This window comes from Phenylobacterium sp. (genome assembly GCF_030645195.1).
Taxonomy (GTDB): Bacteria; Pseudomonadota; Alphaproteobacteria; order Caulobacterales; family Caulobacteraceae; genus Phenylobacterium.
In genome coordinates this window covers 166,592-186,883 of sequence record NZ_JAUSLW010000198.1, presented here as the reverse complement: position 1 = coordinate 186,883, position 20,292 = coordinate 166,592, and the positions used below count along the sequence as shown (strand labels likewise).

Below are 20,292 nucleotides of genomic sequence, written 5' to 3'. Positions count from 1 at the left end.
ATCGTTCAAGATTGAACGATATGGAGGCGCGCATGACGACACCCAACCCGCTGCGCAACGCGCCGCTTGCCCACGACCACCCCTATGTGGAGGTGTTCGGCGAGATCGGGATGATTGAACACTATCTGCGCATGGCGGTCTGCCGCCACCTGCCCGAGGGCATGACCCACGCCCATTTCGAGCTGCTGCGCTGGTTCATGCGCCACGGCGACGGCCAGACCCCGGCGGAGCTGGCGCGCATCATGCTGATGACCAAGGGCGCGCTCACCAACATCCTGCAACGGATGGAGGCCATGGACCTGGTGGCCGTGCTGGCCGACACCGCCGACCGCCGCAAGAAGCGGGTGAAGATCACCCGCACCGGGATCGAGACCGCCACCACCGTCATGAAGGCGATGAAGGCCAAGACCGAGGCCCTGCGGGATGGTTTCACCGACAATGAGTTCCGCGCGGTGACGCCCTTCCTCAAGGCCCTGCGCAGCTTCCTGGCCGAGGTCAGCGAGCCGGACGCACCCGCAGCCGCGCCCCGCTGACGCCGGTCACCTCCACCGCCGCGCCGCGAGCCAGCGGGGTGTCGTCGTCAAGGTCGGCGGCCCACTCCTTGCCGTCGATGAACACCCGGCCCGCGCGGTCGTGGAAATTGGCGATCGCCTTGCCGTGATGGCCCACCAGCCGGGCCACATTGTCGTTGATGTCGTCGGCCTCGCCGGCCTGCCGCGCCGGCCAGAAGCGCTGGGCCAGCAAGGTCGTGACGATGGTCAGACCCGCATAGAGGCCCACCGCCCCCACCCAGGGCAGGCCAAACAGCGCCACAGCCACGGCGGTCGCTGCCGCGCTCGCCGCCGGCCATAGCAGCCAGCCGGAGCCGGTGGCCACCTCGGCGGCCAGCACCAGGGCGCCGATCGCCGCCCACACCCAGAACGGATTGACGACCGCCAGTTGGATCAGGCCCTCCACCCGATCAGCTCCCCGCCTTGGGGACCGCCGTCGCGCGCGGCGGCTGGGGTGGGCGCGGCGGCGGCGGGCGGTCCGACTGGATGGTCTTCACCAGTTCGCCGATCCCGGCGATGGAGCCGACGATGGAGCTCATGTCGGCGGGCACGATGACGGTCTTCTGCTGCGGGCTCTCCGCCAACTTGGCGAAGGCCTCGACATATTTGAGCGCGACGAAATAGTTGATGGCGTTGACGTCGCCGCTGGCGATGGCGTCGGAGACCAGCTTGGTGGCGGTTGCCTCGGCGCCGGCCGCCCGCTCGCGGGCCTCGGCGTCGCGGAAGGCGGCCTCCCGGCGGCCCTCGGCCTGCAGGATGGCCGACTGCTTGGCGCCCTCAGCCACGGTGATGGCCGCCTGCTTCTCCCCGTCGGCCTCGGTGATCACCGCGCGGCGCTCCCGCTCGGCCTTCATCTGCCTCGCCATCGCGTTGGTGATGTCCGGCGGCGGCTGCAGGTCCTTGATCTCGATGCGGGCCACCTTCACCCCCCAGGGGCTGGTGGCCTGGTCGATGACGTCCAGCAGGCGGGTGTTGATCTGGTCCCGCTGGCTCAGCACCTCGTCCAGCTCCATGTTGCCCACCACCGTGCGAAGGTTGGTCATGGTCAGCTGGGTGATGGCGTAGTCGAGATTGGTGACGCGGTAGGCCGCCGCCGCTGCGTCCATCACCTGGATGAAGACGATGGCGTCCACCTGCACCGAGACGTTGTCCTTGGTGATCACGTCCTGGCGCGGCACGTCCAGAACCTGCTCCATCATGTTTATGCGCCGGCCCACCCCCTCGACGAAGGGGGTCAGGAAGGAGATGCCGGGCTTGAGGGTGCGGGTGTAGCGGCCGAACCGCTCTACGGTGTACTCGCGCCCCTGGGGCACGATCTTGATGGCCCCCAGCACGATCACCAGGGCCAGGATCAGGAAGGCGATCGACGCGATTGTCGCAGCGGCCATGACAACGTCTCCGAGTGTTCGGAGACGACCTTAGCGCGGGCCCGGGCCCGCCGTCTCGCCTGGCGCGTTCAATTCGAAGATGGTGGGCGGCGCCTCGCGCTCGGTTCTGACCATCACCTTGGCCAGGCGGTTGGAGATGTCCAGGCCGTGGCTGGCGGCGGCCATCTCGGCCCGCCGGCTGGCGGACGTGCAGGCCTGGAACTCGCTCTGGCGGGAGGCGAAGCCGGTGTTGAAGCTCTCCTTCAGCCGGCGGTCCAGGGACTCGTCGGGCTTCTCGGCCTCCACCATGTTGATCATGCGGGTGCGCCAGTACTGGTCCTCGACGCCGACGCAGGCCTGCCGCAGGGCATGGCTCTCCCCCAGCACATAGGCGAGATCCACCAGGCTCTGGCGCAGGGCCGGGCTGCGGTCCTGGGCGAGGGCCGGTAAGGCCAGGGCGGCGAGCGCGAGCGGGAGCATCAAACGGCGCATGGCCCTACCTTAGGAGAGGCGGCGCGCCCTTGTCATCCCGGCGCGCGCGGCGGGCGAGCGCCATTCTCCTGCCGCCGGATACGGGGAATTGAGCTATGCCCACGCTTCGCATCGCCCAAGGAAGACCCATGCGCACCGTTCCCCTCGCCGCCGCCGTCGCCGCCCTGGCGGTCGCCGCCCACGCGGCCACCCCCGCCAAGCCGCTGTTCGACGTGCGCGATCCCGCGGCCCTGGTCACCCTGCTGAAGTCGATGAACGCCAAGGCGCAGATCGCCAAGACGGCAGGGACCGAGGTGTTCGTCAATGTGGAGACCCCCGGCGGGGATTTCGGCGCCCAGTACGTGGACTGCGACGCCAAGGGTAAGGCCTGCCACGCCCTGATCTTCACCACCGCCTTCTCGGCCAAAGGGGTGAGCTTTGCGGAGATGAACAGCTTCAACAAGGGCCAGGTGGCCTGCCGCGGCTTCATCGCCGACGACGGCAAGCCCAACGTCGCCTACGCCACCCTGGTCAATCTGCGGATGACCGCCGACGAGGTGAAGCAGCACATCGGCGTCTGGCAGGGCTGCCTGGGATCCTTCGCGGAGTTCACCAAGGGCGCGGAATAGCGGCGGGCTTCAAGGCGCCTCCTCCGCCACCGCCCAGGGCGCCGTCGCCAGGCGCTGCGCCAGGAAGTCGTGCAGCACCCGCACGCGGGCCGGCCGCTGTCGCCCGGGCGGCGAGACCAGGTGCAGGGCGATGGGCGGGGTGCGCCAATCGCACATCACCGGTTCCAGGGTCCCGTCGGTCAGTTCCTGCCAGATCAGGAACTCCGGCTGCAGGGCCAGGCCTAGGCCTTCGCGCAGGGCCGGCCCGAGCGCGTCGGAATTGTTGACCTTCAGCGGCCCGCTCACGGTGACCGCCTGCTCCCCCTGGGTGGGGTGCGAGAACCGCCAGACCTCCGGGGTCAGGACATAGGCGTAGGTCAAGGCCTTGTGCAGCATCAGGTCACGGGGATGGGCGGGGCGACCGTGGGCCTGGAGATAGGCCGGCGAGGCCACCAGCACGATCCGCACCGCGCACAGCCGGCGCGCCAGCAGGGAGGAGTCCGGCAGGGCGCCGATCCGCAGGCCCAGATCGAACCCCTCCCCCACCAGGTCCACCTTCTGATCCGACAGGCTGAGGTCGATGGAGACATCCGGGTAGAGCTTCAGGAACTCCGGGATCAGGGGCGCCACGTGCCGCACCCCGAAGGACATCGGCGCGGCCAGCCGCACCAGGCCCTGGGGCGTCGCCGACTGGGCGGCGGCCTCGGCCTCCACCGCCTCCCCCTCGGCCAGCAGGCGCTGCGCCCGCTCCAGGGCCGTCCGCCCGCTCTCGGTGAGGGACAGCTTGCGGGAGGTGCGGTGGAAGAGGGTGGTCCCAAGCCGGCCCTCCAGCCGCGCCACGGCCTTGGAAACCGTGGCCTTGGAGAGCTCCAGCTCGGCGGCGGCGCGGGCGAAGGCGCCGGTTTCGGCCACCTTGGCGAAGATGGCCCAGGCCTCGAAGTCGGGAAGACGTGGCATGACGATTTCCGAAACGATCTGTTTCCATCGTTTCTATTTCGGATTGGGCTGCAATGGCTACCTTGATCTCAACAAGCGACGCGACGGCTTGCCGCGCGTTCCTTCAAGATCAGGAGACCACGAGATGATCGAACGCAGATCCTTTGACTCCCTCGGCGGCGCCAACCACGGCTGGCTCGACGCCAAGCATCACTTCTCCTTCGCCGAATATTACGACCCCAAGCGCATGGGCTGGGGCCCTCTCCGGGTGTGGAACGACGACAGGATCGAGCCCAATTCCGGCTTCCCGCCGCATCCCCACGCGAACATGGAGATCATCACCTATGTCCGCACCGGGGCCATCACCCACCAGGACAGCCTGGGCAACACCGGCCGCACGCAGGCCGGCGACGTCCAGGTGATGAGCGCGGGCTCGGGCATCCGCCACGCCGAGTTCAACCTGGAGAGCGAACCCACCACCCTGTTCCAAATCTGGATCCAGCCCAACAAGACGGGCGGCGAACCGAGCTGGGGCGCCAAGCCCTTCCCCAAGGGCGACCGCGCCGGGAAGTTCGTGACCCTGGCCAGCGGCGTCGAGGGCGACACCGACGTCCTGCCGATCCGCACCAATGGCCGGGTCGTGGCCGCCACCCTCAAGGCCGGCGAGACCGCCGAATACGAGCTGGGCGCCGACCGCTACGGCTACCTGGTGCCCGCCACCGGCTCAGTGGAGGTCAACGGCGTGACCCTGAAGGCCCGCGACGGCGCCGCCATCCGCGACGAGGCCACAGTGCGGGTCACCGCCCTGGAAGACGCCGAACTCGTCCTCGTCGACGCAGCCTAACTCTCTCCCCCCGCCCCGGTGAAAGCCGGGGCGCCCTCTCCTCCCCGGAATCCTCCCATGACCAAGGTCCTCGTCCTCTATCACTCCGCCTACGGGCACATCGAAACCATGGCCAAGGCCGTGGCCGAAGGCGCCCGCACCACCGGCGCCACGGTGGACATCAAGCGCGTCCCCGAGACCGTCCCCGACGAGATCGCCAAGGCGGCCCACTTCAAGCTCGACCAGGAAGCTCCGATCGCCAGGATCGAGGACCTGGCCGACTACGACGCCATCATCATCGGCGTCGGCACGCGGTTTGGCCGCATGAACTCGCAGATGGCGGCCTTCCTCGACCAGGCCGGCGGCCTCTGGGCCAAGGGCGCCCTGAACGGCAAGGTCGGCGGAGCCTTCACCTCCACCGCCACCCAGCACGGCGGCCAGGAAATGACCCTGTTCTCGGTGATCACCAACCTGCTGCACTTCGGCATGGTGGTGGTGGGCCTGGACTACGGCTTCGCGGGCCAGATGACCCTGTCGGAAGTCACCGGCGGCAGCCCCTATGGCGCGTCGACCATCGCCGGCGGCGACGGCTCGCGTCAGCCTAGTGAGAACGAGCTGGAAGGCGCCCGCTACCAGGGCCGCAAGATCGCGCAGACCGCCGCCAAGCTGGCGGCCTAGCGAACGCGCCGTCGTTCGACCTCCCCCGGAGGACGACGGCCGACGCCGCCAAGGCTGACCCCCAGCCCGGCGGCACGCGAGGGGTGGAGGCGCGCCGCGCCTCCACCCCGATCGTTTGATGAGAAAGTCTCCCCTGCGACCCGGGGAGGGAGAAAACTAGGCCGTCACCTTCACCAGCTTGCTCGCCCGGGCCAGGGCGGCTTCCGCCTCCGAGATCAGGTTGGCCACGATCTGGGCCGCTGGCAGCACGGTGTGGATGCCGCCCGCCGACTGGCCCATGGCGAAGCAGGACTTGTCGGGGTCCAGACCCTCGATCTGGCCGCCGATGCCGCCCATGACGCCGGCCTGGGTGGAGATCATCGCCTGCATGGGGAAGGGCTGGATGTCCTGGGGACGGGTTTCCCAATCCTCCACATAGGGGTTCTTGCGCACCCGCATCGGCTTGCCGGAATAGGACCGTGTCCGGACGGTGTCCTCGTCGGCGGCCTCGACGATGGTCTGGCGGTAGAGCTCGCCGGCATGGGCCTCATGGCTGGCGATGAAGCGGGTGCCCATCCAGACGCCGACGGCGCCCAGGGTCAGCGCCGCGGCCAGGCCGCGCCCGTCATAGAGGCCGCCGGCCGCCACCACCGGGATCTTCACGGCCTCCACCGCCTGGGCCACCAGGGGCATGGTGCCGACAAGTCCGGTATGACCGCCGCCCTCGCCGCCCTGGCAGATGACGGCGTCGCAGCCGGCCTGCTCGGCCTTCACCGCGTGCTTCACAGCCCCGCAGACCACCATCACCTTGAGGCCGGCCTTCTTCAGCTTCTCCATGATCGGCATGGGCACGCCCAGGCCCGCCACGAAGCTGGAGGCGCCCTCATCGATGATGATCTCCACGGAAGCCGTCAGGCTCTCGGGCGAAGCCGCCAGCAGGTCGACGCCGAAGGGCTTGTCGGTCAGGCTTTTGACCTTGCGCATCTCGTCGCGGATGAAGTCGGGCGTGCGGCCGGCCATGCCCAGCACGCCATAGCCGCCGGCGTTGGAGACCGCGGCCACCAGCTCGGCATAGGAGACGCCCCCCATGCCGGCCAGCATGATCGGATGCTTGACCCCCAGGAGGTCGCAGAGCGGTGTGTGCAGGGTCATGGCGTCTTCTCCCGAAATCTCGTTGGGCGCAGGATGGCGCCACGGGTGGCCTAAGGAAACCATGACCCAAGGTCACTGTGGGTGGCACAACCGCGAGCCGGCACACCGTGTGTTGCGACCACACCTCAACAATGGGTAGATTGTGGTCCTTCGGCATGGAGTAATGATGCGGTGAGCACGCAGAAGCCCGATGACGCGCCCGTGACATTCGGCGAGCTAAGGCGCGCGATGAAGCTTGCCGTCGATTACGCTTCTGAGATGACCCTCTACACGACGGGCGGCCTTGCAGAGGCAATCTCCGGAAAGAAGGACCATCCGGAGGGAACCGAGGCGAGCAAGCGCCTGCTTGAGCTCGCGACGAAGATCGAGCAGGAGTTTCACCTCGACGAGCTAAGCGACGATGACAGTCGATAGTCGGATTCGAAAGGTGCTCGCAGACGCGCAGAGAGCTCGCGACGAACTCCGAAATGCTCACGGCGAACTTGAAAAGTTGCGCGGAGGCGGAGGAGGAGGCACCTCTGACGGCATGGATCACTGGCAGCAATCCGTTGAAACCCGCCTCGGGGAACTACGAGGCGATATCCGCCAAGTGTTGCAGGTCTCAATCGGCGGCGTTGTGCTGCTTCTCTGCGCCTTCGCTACTGGATATCTGATCCTCAGCGCCAGGATGGACACGGCAACCGAGAAGGTGTCCTCCAAGATCGACGCCCTGACCGCTCAGATTTCTCAGCAATCTGAGCGGTTGGCGCGTCTTGAGGTCAAGCCAGCGTCACCGCCAGATGTGAAGTAGTCTTCGACCTAGAAGATCCCGTAGCCGCCGTCGATGAGGAAGCTGTCGCCGGTGTGGAAGGCCGAGGCGCCGGAGGCCAGATAGACCGCCATGCCGCCGAAGTCCGCCGGCTGGCCCCAGCGGCGCATGGGCACCCGCTTGATCACCGCGTCGTTGAACTTGTCGTTGCCCTGGGCGCCGGCGGTCATGTCGGTGGCGATCCAGCCGGGCAGGATGGCGTTGGCCCGCACGCCGTAGCGGGCATGCTCCACGGCGATGGCGCGGATCATGGAGATCACCGCCCCCTTGGTGGCGGCGTAGGCCTCGTTGCGCGCCGCGCCATCGAGGGCCGACAGCGAGGAGATGACCACCAGGGAGCCCCCGGCCTTGTCGCCCGACCCGGCCCGCTCGACCATGTGCTTGCAGGCCTCGCGGAAGGTGAAGAACACCCCGTCCAGGTTCACCGACAACACCTTGCGGTACGTCTCGGTGGAGAATTCGGAGAAGGAGGGCGCCCCGCCGCCGATGCCCGCATTGGCGATCACCGTGTCGATGCGGCCCATCTTGGCCACGGCTTCCGCCATCCCCGCCTTGACCGCCTGCTCGTCGGCCACGTCCACCACCTGGGTCAGGACCCGGACGCCCGCGCCCTTGAGCCTGGCCTCGGCGTCGGCGTTCTTCTTCCCGTTGGAGCCCCAGATCACCACGTCGGCGCCGGCCTGGGCCATGGCCTCCACCATGCCAAAGCCGATGCCGCCATTGCCACCGGTGACAAGGGCCACCTTGCCGGTCAGGTCGAAGGGTTTGTAGGCCATGACGTCTGCTCCCAGTCTCTTATCTGACGATTGTTGGGACGACAGAGGCGGTGTTGACGCCCGGTCCGTCAAGCCGCGGCCGCGCCATTTGACTTACCCGGCGGCGGGGGCTCCGGATGGGCGAAAGACGTCCCGGGAGGACCGCCATGCTCACCCTCTATGACCACCCGCTGTCGCCCTACGCCCAGAAGGTCAAGATCGCCCTGCGCGAGAAGGGCCAGGCCTTCCAGGCCGTGGCCCCGGGCGGGCTGGGCGCGGGGGGCGCCCAGGGCGACTTCCTGGCGGCCAATCCCCGCGCCGAGGTCCCGGCCCTGGTGGACGGCGAGGTGGCCATCTTCGATTCCACCATCATCCTGGAATATATCGAGGACCGCTGGCCGACCCCGCCCCTGCTGCCGGCCAGCCCCGCCGAGCGCGCCCGGGTGCGGATGCTGGAGGAGGTGATGGACACCCACTTCGAGGCCATCAACTGGGGCCTGTCGGAGATCTACTGGTTCCACCGCGCCGAGGGGGACCTGGCCCAGGCTCTGATCGCCACGGCCGCCGAGCAGACCGCAGGATTCTTCGCCTGGCTGGAAAGCCAACTGGCCAACCGCCCCTGGTTCAACGGCGAGAGCTTCGGCTGGGGCGACCTGGCCGTCGTTGCCTATCTCAACGGCTCGGTGGGCCACGGCAATCCGCCGGCCGAGGGGAGCCGGCTGTCAGATTGGCTCACCCGCGCCAACGCCCGGCCCTCCGTCGCCGAGACCACCAAGGAAGCCGGCGCCGCGGCGGCGGCCTCGGCCATGCCCAATGTCGCCGAGCTGGTGAAACAGGGCCTGTTCAAGCGCGAGTACCGCGACCACCGCCTGGAATGGATGATCAAGAGCGGCGGCGCCCAGGTGGTCATTGACGGCCTGGCCCGCGACAACATCCGCTTCAGCCCGACCTTCGGCTAGAGCGTTTCCCGCCTGACTTGGATCAAGTCAGGCGATCAGGAAGAGCGACCAAGTAGGACTCTAAAGCCCCGTTTCGATTCATTCGAAATGGGGCTCTAGGCCGTCTTCAGCGGCGGCTGCGGACGGGAGAAGACCCACTCGGTCTCGCTGGAGGCCTGGGGCTGGAAGCGGTAGCCCTCGCTGTCGAAGGCCTTCAGGTCGGCGGCCGCCTCGATGCGGTGGTCGACGGCGTAGCGGGCCATCAGGCCGCGGGCCTTCTTGGCGTAGAAACTGATCACCTTGGCCTGCCCGTCCTTCTCCTCGACGAAGCGGGGGGAGACCACCGGCAGCTTCAGCGCCTTCAGGTCCACGACGCCGAAATATTCCTGGCTGGCGCAGTTCACCAGAGTCGGGTCCTTGTGGCGGGCGGCCTGCTCATTGAGCGCCGTGGCGACCTTGTCGCCCCAGAAGGCGTAGAGGCTCGGGCCGCGCTTGGTCTTCAGCCGCGTCCCCATCTCCAGGCGGTAGGGCTGGATGCCGTCCAGGGGCCGTAGCAGGCCGTAGAGGCCCGACAGGATGCGGACGTGGTCCTGGGCGAAGGCCAGCGCCTTCCTGTCCAGCTCGCGGGCCTTGAAGCCCATATAGACGTCGCCGTTGAAGGCGAAGGCGGCCTGCAGCCCCTCCTCCATGGCAGCGTCGAAGGCCTGGAAGCGTTCCCGGTTTAGCTTGGCCAGATTGTCCGACAGGCTCATCAGCCGCTTCACCTGGGCCACCGTCAGCTTGCGGGTGGTCTCCGACAGCAGGGCGATGTCCTCCCCCATCTCCGGCGTCGTCATCGGCAGGGATTGGTCCGGCGCGGCGAAGTTCATCGCCTTGGCGGGGGACAGGACAATCAGCATGGCGGCTCAGAAGAAGACGCGGGGATTCATGATCCGCTTGGGGTCCAGGCTTTGCCGGATCGCGCTGAGCGCCGCAACCTCCACCGGGCTTTTGTAGCGCCGAGCCTCCTCGGTCTTCATGGAGCCCAGGCCGTGCTCGGCGGAGATCGATCCGCCCATGGCCGCGGCGATATCATGCACGATCCGCGAGCCCTCATTGCGCCTGGCCGAGTGGGCGGCGTCTTCGCCGCCGTCGGGGCGAATGACGTCATAGTGGATGTTGCCGTCGCCGACGTGGCCGAAGGCGGTGATCCGGCAACCCGGCGCAAAGGCCTCCATGGCCGCCGTCGCCTGCGCGATGAACTTCGCCACCTGGCTGACGGGGACGGAGATGTCGTGTTTCCAGGTCGCGCCCTCGGGCTTCTGGCCCGGCGACTGGTTCTCCCGCACCGCCCAGAAGGCCTTGGCCTGGGCCTCGCTCTGGGCGATAGCGGCGTCGAGGATCAGGGCGTCCTCCAGGGCCTTGCCCAGCAGGCGCTCCATGGCCGATTCCGCCGCGCCCGGCTCCCCCGAGGCGATCTCGATCAGCACATACCAGGGATAGGCCTGGTGCAGCGGGTCGCGTTGGCCCGCGATGTTCTTCAGGACGAACTCGACGCCGCGCCGGCCCATCAGCTCGAAGGCCTCGACGGCGCCTCCGGCCTCCTCCTTGGCGCGGACCAGCAGCTGGATAGCCACCTCCGGCGACTCCACCGCCGCCACCGCCGTGGCGCGGCTGGCCAGGATGGGGAACAGCTTCAGGCTGGCGGCGGTCACGACCCCCAGGGTCCCCTCCCCGCCGATGAAGAGCTGCTTCAGATCATAGCCGGTGTTGTCCTTGCGAAGGCGCTTCAGGCCATTCCAGATCTCCCCGTTGGGGAGGACGGCCTCCAGGCCCAGCACCAGGTCCCGGGTGTTGCCATAGCGCAGCACCGCGGTGCCGCCGGCGTTGGTGGAGACGATCCCGCCGACAGTGGCGCTGCCCTCCGAGGCCAGGCCCATGGGGAAGCGCCTGCGCACCTTCAGGGCCGCCTCGTGAACGGCGGCGAGCGTCACGCCCGCCTCGGCGACGATGACGTCGTCGAAGGCGTCGACGTCGCGGACCTGCGACATCCGCTCGGTGGAGAGCAGGATCTCCCCCTGCGGAATCTGACCGCCGACGAGCCCGGTATTGCCGCCCTGGGTGGTGATCGGCACGCCGGCCTCGTGGCAAATCCCCACCACGGCGGAGACGTCGGCGGTGGTCCTGGGCAGGGCCAGCAGGGGCGTCGTCCCCTTCCAGCGGTCACGCCATTCCAGCAGCTTGGGCGCCAGCCGCTCGAGCTCCTGGCTCCAGCCCCCCTCGCCGAGCACGGCCTTCAGGCGGGACAGGACATCGGCGGGAACGGAGATCGTCATGGGACTGCAGCCTACGCTTCCGTAGTCGCTCAGACCAGTATATACTGCGTTATATAAGGGAGATCGGCATGGCCATCCTGATCAAGAATGTCGATGTGGAGAAGAGGGCTCGGGAGCTTGCGGCCCTGACCGGTGAGAGCCTGACCGGCGCCATCGATAAGGCGATCAAGCTGCGGCTGGAGCAGGAGAACGCCAAGCCCCGGAAGAAGGCGACCTTGGCCGAAATGATCGAAGCCACCGATCAATTCCGCAAACAGATCGGCCTGGATGATGGCCGGCAGATAGACACCTCGAAGGCGGCCATGGACGCGTTGAACGAGATTCCCGGACTTGAGGATAACCTTTGATCATCGTCGACAGTTCGTCGCTGGTGGCCATCGCCGTGCGCGAACCGGACTGGATGGAGCATCTCGCGATCATCCAGGCCAGCGCATCGGTCACCATCAGTCCGATCAACTATGTCGAGGTGGGGATCGTGCTTCGCCGCCATGGCTTCGTCGAAGATCAGGCCAGCCTCGACTCCTGGCTGAACACCTTGGATGTGAAAGTGTGCAACGACTTCGCCTTGGCCGACGCCGCGCTCGCCGCCTATTTCATGTACGGCAAGGGCTTCCACCCAGCGGCTTTGAACCTAGCCGACACCTTCGCCTATGCTCTGGCAAAGGCAGCTGATCTTCCCCTGCTCTACAAGGGCGACGACTTCACCCGCACCGACATCCGCTCGGCGCTTCAGCCGACATAGCCCGCGGCGCGGCTCAGCCGGTCGTTGATGGCCTCGCCCAGACCCTCGGCCGGGATCGGCGCGACGGCGATGGCGGTGGGTTTGGTGCGATCGGCGGCCCGCAGGAAAGCGAAGAGGTTGGCGGCGGCCTCGCGCAGATCGCCGGCCGGGCTGAGGTTCAGGACATTTCCCGTCGCGCCGGTGGATCCGAAGGCGAGATAGGCCTCGCCCGCTTGCGGCGCCTCGGCGTTCAGCCGCACCGGCGCTTCCGGCGAATAGTGCCGCGCCAGCCGGCCCGGCGAGCGCTTGGCGTCGTCATCGGCTTCGGCCAGCGGCCCGATCACCGCCTCGATCTGGTCGCGCGTCACCGACCCCGGCCGCAGCAGACGCGGCTGGTCCAGCAGGGCGACGACGGTGGACTCCAGCCCCACCGCGCAAGGTCCGCCATCCAGGGACGCGGCCGCCTTGTCGCCCGTCTCCTCCATCGCGTCGGCGAAGGTGGTCGGGCTGGGCCGCCCCGAGCGGTTGGCCGACGGCGCCACCACCGGGCCGCCGAACCGGGCCAGCAGTTCGCGGGCGAACGGGTGGGCGGGGACCCGGATCGCCACGGTCTCCAGTCCCGCGCGCGCCAGGTCGCAGACCACGGTGTCGGGCGCGATGGGCAGGACCAGGGTGAGCGGCCCGGGCCAGAAGGCGGCCGCCAGGGCCCGCGCCCGGTCGTCGAACACCGCCAGGCGCTCGGCGGTGGCGAGGTCGGCCACGTGGCTGATGAGGGGATTGAAGCGCGGCCGACCCTTGGCCTCGTAGATGGCGGCCACGGCGGCGGGATTGGCGGCGTCGGCGCCCAGGCCGTAGACAGTCTCGGTGGGCAGGATCACCAGCGACCCCGCGCGCAGGGCCGCGACCGCCGCGTCTAGCGCGTCGCCGTGAGCTGGACACTCACCTTCACCTGTGCGGGAATCTGATCGGTCGCCTGCCACTCGCCCTGCCCCACGCCGAAGGCGGTCCGGTCGAGGCTGGTTACACCGCTCATGCGCGCCTTGTCGCCGTCGATCTTCAGGGTGAAGGCCAGGCGCACCGGCCGGGTGACACCCCGCAGGCTGAGCTTGCCCCGGGCGACATAGCGGTCCCCGCCGACCGCCTCGAACCGGTCGGCCGTGAAGATCGCCTTGGGACAGGCCGCCACATCGAAGAAGTCCGCACCCGGCAGGGCCGCGTCGCGTTGGGGATCGCCCGTGGCGACGGAGGCGAGGTCGATGGTCACCTTGGCGTGGCTGCGGTCCAGGGCGTCGGGGGAGAAGGCGATATCCGCCGTCCACTGGTCGAACCGCCCCTCCAGCGCCTGGCCGCCCCAGGAACTGGAGAAGCCGATGGCCGAGCCCTTGGACACGGTCCACTTCGAGGGCTCCGCGGGGGTCTCGGCGACCTCCGCGACCGGCGACGGCGCCGCCCTCGGCGCGGCGGCCACGGGCTCGGCCACCTGGGGAACCGGAGGCGGCAGGGGCGCCGAGGCCGGGGGCCGGGGATGGATCAGCCAGGCGCCGCCGATGGCCGTGGCGACGCCGAGCGCGATCAGCAGCAGACGCGGCTCCAGCCAGCGGCCGGCCTGGGCGCCGGGCGCCATGCGATGCAGGACCGGCTCGTCGCGGCTGAACAGCTGGTGCTTCAGAGCGCCGGCCACGTGCAGGCCGATCAGGACATAGAACCCCCACCCCAGGGTCTCGTGGGTCTCATGGGCCGCGCCGTTCCAGACCGCCTTGCCGGCGGCGGGCAGCTCGGCCAGGCCCGGGACGTGGGGCCAGGGGATCAGGCCCCAGAGCACCGTCGGGATGCCGGTCTTGCTGGTGGAGACCATGATCCAGCCGGTGATCGGCATGCCGATCATCAGGGCGTAGAGCCCCCAGTGCACGGCCTTGGACAGCCACAGCTCCCAGACCGCCAGGGTGGCGGGCTCCGGCGGCGGCGGGTTGGCGATCCGCCAGCCGAGCCTCGCCAGGCTGAGCGCCAGGATGGTGATCCCCACCGACTTGTGCAGCTGGATCAGCGCGAAGGCTTCCGGTGTCTTCAGGTCGTGGAAGCGCCAGGGCAGCTGCATCTGGAACAGGATCGCCGCGGCGATCAGCCAGTGCAGGACGATGGCGGGCGTGGCGTAGCGGTCGCGCCTCATGGCCTACTTCTTCACGAACTCGACCTCGAACAGCAGGTCGAGGTCATCGCCGGCGAACTGGCTCATGGTGGTGACGCCGAAGTCCGAGCGCTTGAGATGGGTGGTTCCGGAGAAGCCGATCCGCGTGCCTGCCCCCAGCACGCCGGGGCCCACGCCATTGAAGGTCATGTCCAGCACCACAGGCCTGGTCACGCCGTGGAAGGTGAGGTCGCCGCTGACCGTGCCCCTGCCGTCCGTCCCCTCGGCCTTGTTGGAGACGAAGGTGATGGCCGGATACTTGGCGCTGTTGAAGTAGCTGGGGCCGACGATGGTCTTGTCGAAGTCGGGCAGGCCGGTGTTGATGGAGGTGGGATCGACGGTGATGGTCACCTTGGTGGCGCCCCAGGTCGCCGGATCGTAGGTGAAGCCGCCGTCGATGCGGTCGAAGCGCATGGTGAACTTCGAAAAGCCCCCCATGTGCGGGACCTTCACCAGCAGGCTCGCGTGGCGCTTGTCCAGGGCGTAATCGCCGGCTGGAACCTTGGCCGGGTCCTGGCTGGCGGGATTGGCCAGGGCGGCGGAGGCCAGGGCGCCACCGAGCGCCACGGCGAGCAGGGGACTACGGACCACGGCGATTTCCTCGGCGGCGCCGGCGCAGGCGCACGGGCAAGCGGATATTCGAAGCCTAAAGTGTGGCGCGCGCAAGACGTCCTAGGGGACCATGAAGCAGCGGCTGACCAAGGCTACCAGGGCGTCCTCGTAGCGGGTCGGCGGATCGTCCGTCAGGCCGGTGAGCCAGGAGCGGGCGATCCACTGGCTGGGGCCGAAGACCAGGGCCGCGAACACCTCCGGCGGGGCCAGGGGCAGCTTGCCGGCCACCAGCCAGGGGGTGGCCCAGGCGACGAAGCGGGCCTCGAACTCGGCGTTCAGCGCCCGCACCGGCTCGCTGTGGCGCGACATCCAGTCGGAGCTGGCGCACTCGATCATGAAGGTGTGCCGCTGGGGGTGGGCCTCCTGGTAGCGCAGGGTGGCGCGAATGGCGGCGCCGATGGCCCCGACCGGATCGGGGTGGTCGCCCTCCAGGGCGGTGACCGCCGCCTCCCAGTAGGTGCGGCGCTCCAGCAGATAGACCTCGATGCCGACGCCGTCCTTGGAGCCGAAGTGGTGGAAGATGCTGCCGTGCGAGACGCCCGAAAGGCGGCCGACCTGCGCCAGGGAGGTCTGGTCGTAGCCCTGCTCGGTGAACAGGGTCAGGGCGGCGTCGACGACCTTCTGGCGGGTGGTGGTCTGGAACATCGATACACTCAGGGTGGCGGACTAGATTGACAGTCTAGACCTATAGTCTAATAGGCTTCGCTCGGCGGGACCACCGATCCGAAGGTCCAGGTGACAGGAGATGTCGCTTGTCGCGTGATCTGATGAAGGCCCAGGTCGAGCTGATCGACGCCGCCTACGCCACCGCCACCGACGCTGGCCGATGGGCCGACATGGTGGCCTGCGCCCAAGCGTGGTTCGGGGGACTGGGCGCCGTCTACGCCCGCTCGGCGGACCGGCCCGCCGCCAACCGCCTGCTGGCCACCAGCTATGACGGGGCCTTCAAGGCCAGCTACAACGCCCGCTACGCCGGCATCAATCCGCTGATCGCCAACCCGCGCAAGGTCGCCAAGCCCCTCCTCCACAGCGAGGAGGTGATCGCCTATGACGCCCTGACCCGGACCGAGTTCTACGCCGACTGGATGGCGCCCCAGGACATGGACTACGGGATCAGCCTGGAGATCTCTGGCGGCGGCGACTCCACCCTGAACTTCGCCATCCTGCGCTCCCGCACGCTCGGCCGGTTCAGCAACGACGAGCAGCGGCTCTGCGAGAGCCTGATGCCCCACCTGCGCCGGGCCCTGAAGATATCCGATCGCCTGGGCCTGCTGGAGACCAGCCTCACCGCGTGTCTGGACAGTTTCGAGACCCTGGCGGCGGGCGTCCTGGTGGTGGACGGTCGCGGCCGCCTGCAGTTCGCCAACGGCGAAGGCGAGCGGCTGCTGCGGGCGGGCGACGGCCTGTTCCTCTCGGGCGACCGACCCACCGGACGCGCCAGCCGGGCCGAGAGCGCCCTGCGCGCGGCGGTCCAGGCCGCGACGCGCCGCGATGGCGGTCCCCGCACGGCCGCCACCTTCGGTGTCTCCCGCCATGAGAGCCACGCCCCCCTGTCGGTCACCGTGACCCCGGCCCGCGGCGAGGGCGGCCTGGCCCTGGTGCTGCTGCACGATCCCGACCGCCGGCCCCGGCCCGACCCGGAGGCCCTGCGGAGAGTCCACGGCCTGACGCCGGCCGAGGCCCGGCTGGCGGCCGCGCTCTGCGACGGCCTGACCCTGGCCGACCATGCCCTCATCGAAGGGGTCAGCCAGACGACCCTCAAGAGCCACCTCAAGGCCGTGTTCGCCAAGCTGGACGTGAACCGGCAGACCGACCTCGTGGGCCGCCTCACCGGCGATCCCAGCCTGCGCTTTTCCCCGGACTGACGGCGCGATTGTCGCCGCGCCTCCCTCGAACGGAGGAGGCGGGCCTCGCGCCCCGCCCCTAAGCCGTCTCCAAGCCGCCCGCTGATGGGCGAGGCCAAGACGGAGAAACCCATGTCGATTCGAAACCGCGTCCTGCTTCTGGCCGCCGCCTGCGCCCTGTCGGGTCCGGCCAGCGCCGCCGGCTATCTCAAGCTGGGCGACATCAAGGGCGAAGCCGCCGTCGCACCCCAAACCCGCCCCCAGGCCGCCGGCGGCGCCAAGGCTGACATCCTGATCGAGGCCCAGGCCGCCAGGCGCAAGGCCGCCCGGGACGCCGCCGGCCGCAGCGCCGCCTCCCAGGCCAACCAGACCCCCGACATCATCACCGGCGCCGGCGCGGGCGGACATCCCGCCCTGCTGGTGCCCGCCGTCCAGAAAGCCCGTGTGGCGCCCGGCGACGGCGAATAGCCTCCGCGACGCGACGACCAGGCCGGGCGACCGGCTTGGTCCGACGCCCGCCAGCAGCTACACAGCGGCCCTGAGCCTCAGGAGCCGCCCATGACCTTCCGCGCCCCGGTCCGCGACCTCGCCTTCGCCCTCAAGACCGTCGGCCACTCGGCCCTGATGGCCCAGGCCTTCCCGGACCTGGACGAGGACACCGTGGTCGCGGTGCTGGAGGCCGCCGGCGCCTTCGTGGAAAGCGAGCTCGCCCCCCTGAACCGCACGGGGGACACGCAGGGCGCCAAGTACGCCAACGGCAAGGTAACCGCCGCGCCGGGCTTCGCGGACGCCTATCAGGCCTTCGTGGCTGGCGGCTGGAACGCCCTGTCGTCGGACCCCGAATATGGCGGCCAAGGCCTGACCGGAGCGCTGGGCCTGGCGGTGTTCGAGATGGTGCACGCCGCCAACATGGCCTTCGGTCTCTGCCCCATGCTGACCCAGGGCGCCATCGAGGCCCTGGCCCTGCACGGCACGGAGCGCCAGAAGCGGCTGGTCCTGCCCAAACTGGTGAGCGGCGAATGGACCGGCACCATGAACCTCACCGAGCCGCAGGCGGGCTCGGATCTCGCCGCCGTCGCCACCCGCGCCGAGCCCGATGGCCAGGGCGGCTACCGTCTGCACGGCCAGAAGATCTTCATCACCTGGGGCGACCACGACGCCGCCGACAACATCTGCCACCTGGTCCTGGCCCGCCTGCCCGACGCGCCTCCGGGGGTGAAGGGCATCAGCCTGTTCCTGGCCACCAAGCGGCTGGTGGACGACGAGGGAAACCTCGACGCCCCCAACGACCTGCGGGCCGGCTCCATCGAGCACAAGCTGGGCATCCACGGCTCGCCGACCTGCGTCATGCTGTTCGAAGGCGCCCAGGCCGAGCTGGTGGGGGAGGTCAACAACGGCATCGCCCACATGTTCGTCATGATGAACGCCGCCCGCCTGCAGGTCGGCGTCCAGGGCGTGGCCATCGCCGAGCGGGCCTTCCAGCAGGCGCTCGCCTTCGCCCAGGAGCGCAGGCAGGGCCGCGCGGTCTGGAGCGCCGAGGGCGTCATCTACGGCCACCCGGACGTGCGCCGCTCGCTCATGTTGATGAAGGCCAAGATCGAGGCCGCCCGGGCCATCTGCCTGTCCACCGGCGTCCTCAACGACGTGGCCCGGCTGGCGACCGACGAGGCCGCCCGCGCCGTGGCCAAGGCCCGCGCCGAACTCTTCACCCCCATCGCCAAGGCCTGGTCCACCGATGTGGGGGTGGAGGTCGCCTCCCTGGGGGTGCAGATCCATGGCGGCATGGGCTTCATCGAGGAGACCGGGGCGGCCCAGCACTATCGCGACGCCCGCATCGCCCCGATCTATGAGGGCACCAACGGCATCCAGGCCATCGACCTGGTGGGCCGCAAGGCGCCGATGGAGAACGGCGGCGTCATGGACGCCCTCGCCGCCGAGATGCACGCCACCGCCCAGGTGCTGAAGGGTTCGCCCGGCCTGGAGGGCGTCGGCGCGCGCCTGGACGCCGGTGTCGCGGCCCTGGAGCGCGCCACCGACTGGATCCTGGCCAACCGCGGCCCCGCGGCCCTGTCGGGCGCCACCCCCTATCTGAAGCTGGCCGGGGACGTGGTGGGCGGCTGGATGCTGGGCCTGCAGGCGCTTGCCCTGACCGGCGCCACGGATGACTGGGGGATGAGCAAGGCGGCGCTGGCGCGGATCTACGCCAGCCAGGTCCTGGCCCAGGCGCCGGGCCTGGCCGAAGGCGTCATGGAGGGCGCGGCCGACTACGAGAGCGTCAGCGCGCAAGCGCTCGGCGCGTAGTCACCACCGCAGCAGCCGCCGCCCCACCAGCGCCCCCAACACCGCCACGGCCGCCATGCCCGCCGTGTACCAGATGGCGATGAAGGCCGCGGCGCTCTCGTTGCAGTGGAAGGCGTAGATCCAGGCGCCCATGGCCCCGGCGCAGCCGCCGGCCACCAGGCCCGACAGCACCAGGCGGGTGGGCGCCAGGCCGCGCAGGGCCCAGACCGCACCGGCCAGGATCGGCAGGCTGAGGATCACGATGCGCCAGGGGCAGACGTCGGCGGAATCCCCCATCAGCATGGCCTGCCGGGCGGCCGCGTCGGCGCCGGCCAGCCGCACCGCCGCCATCAGCCCCACCAGGCCGAAAGGGGCGGCGAGCGCCCAGGCCAGGCTGCGCACCGAACCGCCCGGCCTGGCCACCCGGATCAGGGCCGCGGCCAGAACCGCCGAGCAGGCCAAGGTGTAGGCGAACTTCATCCAGAACATGGCGCCGGTCATGGCGTCCATCAGGTCGGGCCGCACGCCGAGCCAGACCACCATCAGCAGGGCCGAGAAGAAGGCCCCGGACCCAAGGCCGATCAGGACGCGGCGGGTCACCCACCAGGGGGGCGCGGGCTCCAGGTCCGCCGACAGCCTGTCGATCAGCTCATCGGTTTTCATCGGCGCCTCCGAACCGGGCGGTGAGCGCCTTCAGGCCCCGGTGGACGGCGACCTTCACCGCCGTCTCGGTCAGGCCGTGCTTCTGCGCGGCCTCGCGGGTCGACAGTCCCTCCACCTTCACGTCGCGGATCAGGGCGCCGGTGCGGGCCGAGACCTGCGCCAGGACCCGGTCAAGGTCGCGCTTGACCACCAGGTCCTCGGCGCCGCCGTCGGTGAACAGGCCGTCAGCCTCCTCCAGGGGTGAGGAGGGCCGCACCTTGGCCCGCCGCAGGTGGTCGATCATCTTGTAGCGCGCGATGGCGTAGGCCCAGGCGGTGAAGGGCTGCTGCGGATCATAGGTGGCGCGTCGGGTGTGCACGGCGATCAAGGTTTCCTGGACGAGGTCTTCGGCCTCCGGCGTCCCGAAGCCCAGCCGCCGCGCATAGTACCGGCGCAGCAGCCGTCCCAGTTCTGAGAGCAGTGCGCGATGCGCCGCGGCGTCGCCGGCCAGGCCGGCGAGCATCAAGGCCCGCAGTCGCGCTTCGGTCTGGTCCACGTGTCTGCCTCAGGTACGCGGCGACGGAGGTCTTGGTTACATTGAGCCTAGCTGTAACCGAACCCCAAGGC

At 69.4% G+C, this 20,292-nt stretch carries 26 protein-coding genes; 12 read left to right on the top strand and 14 right to left on the bottom strand.

Features of this window, described 5'->3' with window-relative positions; translation table 11 throughout:
* The first annotated feature begins 32 nt into the window (after positions 1 to 32).
* The gene (locus Q7T09_RS17845) at positions 33 to 533 is read left to right on the top strand and encodes a MarR family winged helix-turn-helix transcriptional regulator (RefSeq protein ID WP_304701543.1); all 501 of its coding nucleotides are present in this window, start codon (positions 33 to 35) and stop codon (positions 531 to 533) included.
* On the opposite strand, the gene Q7T09_RS17840 is transcribed toward Q7T09_RS17845, so the two are convergent.
* The 3 genes from Q7T09_RS17840 to Q7T09_RS17830 are packed head-to-tail and all read right to left on the bottom strand — an operon-like array spanning position 496 to position 2,410.
* Entirely contained in the window at positions 496 to 957 is a 462-nt protein-coding gene (locus Q7T09_RS17840) for an NfeD family protein (protein WP_304701542.1), read from the bottom strand. The two genes, Q7T09_RS17845 and Q7T09_RS17840, sit on opposite strands and share 38 nt — an antisense overlap.
* A gap of 4 nt (positions 958 to 961) precedes the next feature.
* A complete protein-coding gene (locus Q7T09_RS17835) occupies positions 962 to 1,939 on the bottom strand; it encodes an SPFH domain-containing protein (RefSeq protein ID WP_304701541.1) in 978 nt (325 codons plus the stop codon).
* 30 nt (positions 1,940 to 1,969) lie between these two features.
* The gene (locus Q7T09_RS17830) at positions 1,970 to 2,410 is read right to left on the bottom strand and encodes a TIGR02301 family protein (RefSeq protein ID WP_304701540.1); all 441 of its coding nucleotides are present in this window, start codon (positions 2,408 to 2,410) and stop codon (positions 1,970 to 1,972) included.
* Positions 2,411 to 2,538: 128 nt separating this feature from the next.
* Here Q7T09_RS17830 and Q7T09_RS17825 point away from each other — a divergent pair, with 128 nt between their 5' ends.
* Complete coding sequence (locus tag Q7T09_RS17825) at positions 2,539 to 3,018, top strand: hypothetical protein (RefSeq protein ID WP_304701539.1); 480 nt, start codon at positions 2,539 to 2,541, stop codon at positions 3,016 to 3,018.
* 9 nt (positions 3,019 to 3,027) lie between these two features.
* Here the strand turns inward: Q7T09_RS17825 and Q7T09_RS17820 are convergent, their stop codons facing one another.
* Positions 3,028 to 3,954 carry a LysR family transcriptional regulator gene (locus tag Q7T09_RS17820; protein ID WP_304701538.1) on the bottom strand — a complete coding sequence of 309 codons (927 nt, stop codon included), beginning with the start codon at positions 3,952 to 3,954 and terminating at the stop codon, positions 3,028 to 3,030.
* Positions 3,955 to 4,078: 124 nt separating this feature from the next.
* On the opposite strand from Q7T09_RS17820, the gene Q7T09_RS17815 reads away from it, so the two are divergent.
* Positions 4,079 to 4,777 carry a pirin family protein gene (locus Q7T09_RS17815; protein WP_304701537.1) on the top strand — a complete coding sequence of 233 codons (699 nt, stop codon included), beginning with the start codon at positions 4,079 to 4,081 and terminating at the stop codon, positions 4,775 to 4,777.
* 57 nt (positions 4,778 to 4,834) lie between these two features.
* On the top strand, positions 4,835 to 5,434 hold the full coding sequence (gene wrbA / locus Q7T09_RS17810) for an NAD(P)H:quinone oxidoreductase (protein WP_304701536.1): 600 nt from the start codon (positions 4,835 to 4,837) through the stop codon (positions 5,432 to 5,434).
* Between the two features lie 156 nt (positions 5,435 to 5,590).
* On the opposite strand, the gene Q7T09_RS17805 is transcribed toward wrbA, so the two are convergent.
* Positions 5,591 to 6,565 (bottom strand): nitronate monooxygenase family protein, encoded by a 975-nt coding sequence (locus Q7T09_RS17805; RefSeq protein WP_304701535.1) that lies wholly within the window; start codon positions 6,563 to 6,565, stop codon positions 5,591 to 5,593.
* Positions 6,566 to 6,736: 171 nt separating this feature from the next.
* On the opposite strand from Q7T09_RS17805, the gene Q7T09_RS17800 reads away from it, so the two are divergent.
* On the top strand, positions 6,737 to 6,979 hold the full coding sequence (locus Q7T09_RS17800; protein ID WP_304701534.1) for a hypothetical protein: 243 nt from the start codon (positions 6,737 to 6,739) through the stop codon (positions 6,977 to 6,979).
* A gap of 112 nt (positions 6,980 to 7,091) precedes the next feature.
* On the top strand, positions 7,092 to 7,355 hold the full coding sequence (locus Q7T09_RS17795; RefSeq protein ID WP_304701533.1) for a hypothetical protein: 264 nt from the start codon (positions 7,092 to 7,094) through the stop codon (positions 7,353 to 7,355).
* A gap of 8 nt (positions 7,356 to 7,363) precedes the next feature.
* Here the strand turns inward: Q7T09_RS17795 and Q7T09_RS17790 are convergent, their stop codons facing one another.
* A complete protein-coding gene (locus Q7T09_RS17790) occupies positions 7,364 to 8,149 on the bottom strand; it encodes an SDR family NAD(P)-dependent oxidoreductase (protein WP_304701532.1) in 786 nt (261 codons plus the stop codon).
* A gap of 146 nt (positions 8,150 to 8,295) precedes the next feature.
* Between Q7T09_RS17790 and Q7T09_RS17785 the strand changes: the two genes are divergently transcribed.
* Positions 8,296 to 9,087: a glutathione S-transferase family protein gene (locus Q7T09_RS17785; protein ID WP_304701531.1), complete on the top strand. Its 792-nt coding sequence runs from the start codon at positions 8,296 to 8,298 to the stop codon at positions 9,085 to 9,087.
* A gap of 95 nt (positions 9,088 to 9,182) precedes the next feature.
* On the opposite strand, the gene yaaA is transcribed toward Q7T09_RS17785, so the two are convergent.
* Together yaaA and Q7T09_RS17775 are read right to left on the bottom strand one after the other, a co-directional pair.
* The gene (yaaA, locus tag Q7T09_RS17780; RefSeq protein ID WP_304701530.1) at positions 9,183 to 9,965 is read right to left on the bottom strand and encodes a peroxide stress protein YaaA; all 783 of its coding nucleotides are present in this window, start codon (positions 9,963 to 9,965) and stop codon (positions 9,183 to 9,185) included.
* A gap of 6 nt (positions 9,966 to 9,971) precedes the next feature.
* Complete coding sequence (locus Q7T09_RS17775; RefSeq protein ID WP_304701529.1) at positions 9,972 to 11,381, bottom strand: FAD-binding oxidoreductase; 1,410 nt, start codon at positions 11,379 to 11,381, stop codon at positions 9,972 to 9,974.
* A gap of 68 nt (positions 11,382 to 11,449) precedes the next feature.
* Between Q7T09_RS17775 and Q7T09_RS17770 the strand changes: the two genes are divergently transcribed.
* Positions 11,450 to 11,728 carry a type II toxin-antitoxin system VapB family antitoxin gene (locus tag Q7T09_RS17770; RefSeq protein WP_304701528.1) on the top strand — a complete coding sequence of 93 codons (279 nt, stop codon included), beginning with the start codon at positions 11,450 to 11,452 and terminating at the stop codon, positions 11,726 to 11,728.
* On the top strand, positions 11,725 to 12,123 hold the full coding sequence (locus tag Q7T09_RS17765) for a type II toxin-antitoxin system VapC family toxin (RefSeq protein WP_304701527.1): 399 nt from the start codon (positions 11,725 to 11,727) through the stop codon (positions 12,121 to 12,123). Before Q7T09_RS17770 ends, Q7T09_RS17765 begins: the two co-directional genes overlap by 4 nt.
* Here the strand turns inward: Q7T09_RS17765 and Q7T09_RS17760 are convergent.
* From Q7T09_RS17760 to Q7T09_RS17745, 4 genes are all read right to left on the bottom strand, one after another.
* Complete coding sequence (locus Q7T09_RS17760; protein ID WP_370689279.1) at positions 12,111 to 13,082, bottom strand: L-threonylcarbamoyladenylate synthase; 972 nt, start codon at positions 13,080 to 13,082, stop codon at positions 12,111 to 12,113. The genes Q7T09_RS17765 and Q7T09_RS17760 overlap by 13 nt on opposite strands.
* On the bottom strand, positions 13,016 to 14,269 hold the full coding sequence (locus Q7T09_RS17755) for a YceI family protein (RefSeq protein ID WP_304701526.1): 1,254 nt from the start codon (positions 14,267 to 14,269) through the stop codon (positions 13,016 to 13,018). Before Q7T09_RS17755 ends, Q7T09_RS17760 begins: the two co-directional genes overlap by 67 nt.
* A gap of 3 nt (positions 14,270 to 14,272) precedes the next feature.
* On the bottom strand, positions 14,273 to 14,878 hold the full coding sequence (locus tag Q7T09_RS17750) for a YceI family protein (protein ID WP_304701525.1): 606 nt from the start codon (positions 14,876 to 14,878) through the stop codon (positions 14,273 to 14,275).
* An 81-nt stretch (positions 14,879 to 14,959) separates the two neighbouring features.
* On the bottom strand, positions 14,960 to 15,544 hold the full coding sequence (locus Q7T09_RS17745) for a TetR/AcrR family transcriptional regulator (RefSeq protein WP_304701524.1): 585 nt from the start codon (positions 15,542 to 15,544) through the stop codon (positions 14,960 to 14,962).
* Positions 15,545 to 15,651: 107 nt separating this feature from the next.
* On the opposite strand from Q7T09_RS17745, the gene Q7T09_RS17740 reads away from it, so the two are divergent.
* The 3 genes from Q7T09_RS17740 to Q7T09_RS17730 all read left to right on the top strand — a co-directional run bounded on the left by Q7T09_RS17740 (position 15,652) and on the right by Q7T09_RS17730 (position 19,044).
* Positions 15,652 to 16,764 carry a hypothetical protein gene (locus tag Q7T09_RS17740; RefSeq protein ID WP_304701523.1) on the top strand — a complete coding sequence of 371 codons (1,113 nt, stop codon included), beginning with the start codon at positions 15,652 to 15,654 and terminating at the stop codon, positions 16,762 to 16,764.
* Positions 16,765 to 16,875: 111 nt separating this feature from the next.
* A complete protein-coding gene (locus Q7T09_RS17735; protein WP_304701522.1) occupies positions 16,876 to 17,211 on the top strand; it encodes a hypothetical protein in 336 nt (111 codons plus the stop codon).
* Positions 17,212 to 17,301: 90 nt separating this feature from the next.
* Complete coding sequence (locus Q7T09_RS17730) at positions 17,302 to 19,044, top strand: acyl-CoA dehydrogenase (RefSeq protein ID WP_304701521.1); 1,743 nt, start codon at positions 17,302 to 17,304, stop codon at positions 19,042 to 19,044.
* Here Q7T09_RS17730 and Q7T09_RS17725 read toward each other — a convergent pair whose 3' ends face one another.
* Positions 19,045 to 19,686, bottom strand: coding sequence for a DUF1109 domain-containing protein (locus tag Q7T09_RS17725; protein ID WP_304701520.1), 642 nt, complete (start codon positions 19,684 to 19,686; stop codon positions 19,045 to 19,047).
* Entirely contained in the window at positions 19,673 to 20,221 is a 549-nt protein-coding gene (locus Q7T09_RS17720; protein ID WP_304701519.1) for a sigma-70 family RNA polymerase sigma factor, read from the bottom strand. Before Q7T09_RS17720 ends, Q7T09_RS17725 begins: the two co-directional genes overlap by 14 nt.
* Between the last annotated feature and the right edge of the window lie 71 nt (positions 20,222 to 20,292).

Excerpts from the sequence above, each read along its gene's own strand:
- Q7T09_RS17825 (WP_304701539.1), top strand. The coding sequence starts at position 2,539 with ATGCGCACCGTTCCCCTCGCCGCCGCCGTCGCCGCCCTGGCGGTCGCC.
- Q7T09_RS17770 (WP_304701528.1), top strand. The coding sequence starts at position 11,450 with ATGGCCATCCTGATCAAGAATGTCGATGTGGAGAAGAGGGCTCGGGAG.
- Q7T09_RS17815 (WP_304701537.1), top strand. The coding sequence starts at position 4,079 with ATGATCGAACGCAGATCCTTTGACTCCCTCGGCGGCGCCAACCACGGC.
- Q7T09_RS17785 (WP_304701531.1), top strand. The coding sequence starts at position 8,296 with ATGCTCACCCTCTATGACCACCCGCTGTCGCCCTACGCCCAGAAGGTC.
- Q7T09_RS17820 (WP_304701538.1), bottom strand. The coding sequence starts at position 3,954 with ATGCCACGTCTTCCCGACTTCGAGGCCTGGGCCATCTTCGCCAAGGTG.
- Q7T09_RS17845 (WP_304701543.1), top strand. The coding sequence starts at position 33 with ATGACGACACCCAACCCGCTGCGCAACGCGCCGCTTGCCCACGACCAC.
- Q7T09_RS17755 (WP_304701526.1), bottom strand. The coding sequence starts at position 14,269 with ATGAGGCGCGACCGCTACGCCACGCCCGCCATCGTCCTGCACTGGCTG.
- Q7T09_RS17795 (WP_304701533.1), top strand. The coding sequence starts at position 7,092 with ATGGATCACTGGCAGCAATCCGTTGAAACCCGCCTCGGGGAACTACGA.
- Q7T09_RS17835 (WP_304701541.1), bottom strand. The coding sequence starts at position 1,939 with ATGGCCGCTGCGACAATCGCGTCGATCGCCTTCCTGATCCTGGCCCTG.
- Q7T09_RS17775 (WP_304701529.1), bottom strand. The coding sequence starts at position 11,381 with ATGACGATCTCCGTTCCCGCCGATGTCCTGTCCCGCCTGAAGGCCGTG.
- Q7T09_RS17730 (WP_304701521.1), top strand. The coding sequence starts at position 17,302 with ATGACCTTCCGCGCCCCGGTCCGCGACCTCGCCTTCGCCCTCAAGACC.
- wrbA (WP_304701536.1), top strand. The coding sequence starts at position 4,835 with ATGACCAAGGTCCTCGTCCTCTATCACTCCGCCTACGGGCACATCGAA.
- Q7T09_RS17725 (WP_304701520.1), bottom strand. The coding sequence starts at position 19,686 with ATGAAAACCGATGAGCTGATCGACAGGCTGTCGGCGGACCTGGAGCCC.
- Q7T09_RS17830 (WP_304701540.1), bottom strand. The coding sequence starts at position 2,410 with ATGCGCCGTTTGATGCTCCCGCTCGCGCTCGCCGCCCTGGCCTTACCG.
- Q7T09_RS17805 (WP_304701535.1), bottom strand. The coding sequence starts at position 6,565 with ATGACCCTGCACACACCGCTCTGCGACCTCCTGGGGGTCAAGCATCCG.
- Q7T09_RS17735 (WP_304701522.1), top strand. The coding sequence starts at position 16,876 with ATGTCGATTCGAAACCGCGTCCTGCTTCTGGCCGCCGCCTGCGCCCTG.
- Q7T09_RS17790 (WP_304701532.1), bottom strand. The coding sequence starts at position 8,149 with ATGGCCTACAAACCCTTCGACCTGACCGGCAAGGTGGCCCTTGTCACC.
- Q7T09_RS17745 (WP_304701524.1), bottom strand. The coding sequence starts at position 15,544 with ATGTTCCAGACCACCACCCGCCAGAAGGTCGTCGACGCCGCCCTGACC.
- yaaA (WP_304701530.1), bottom strand. The coding sequence starts at position 9,965 with ATGCTGATTGTCCTGTCCCCCGCCAAGGCGATGAACTTCGCCGCGCCG.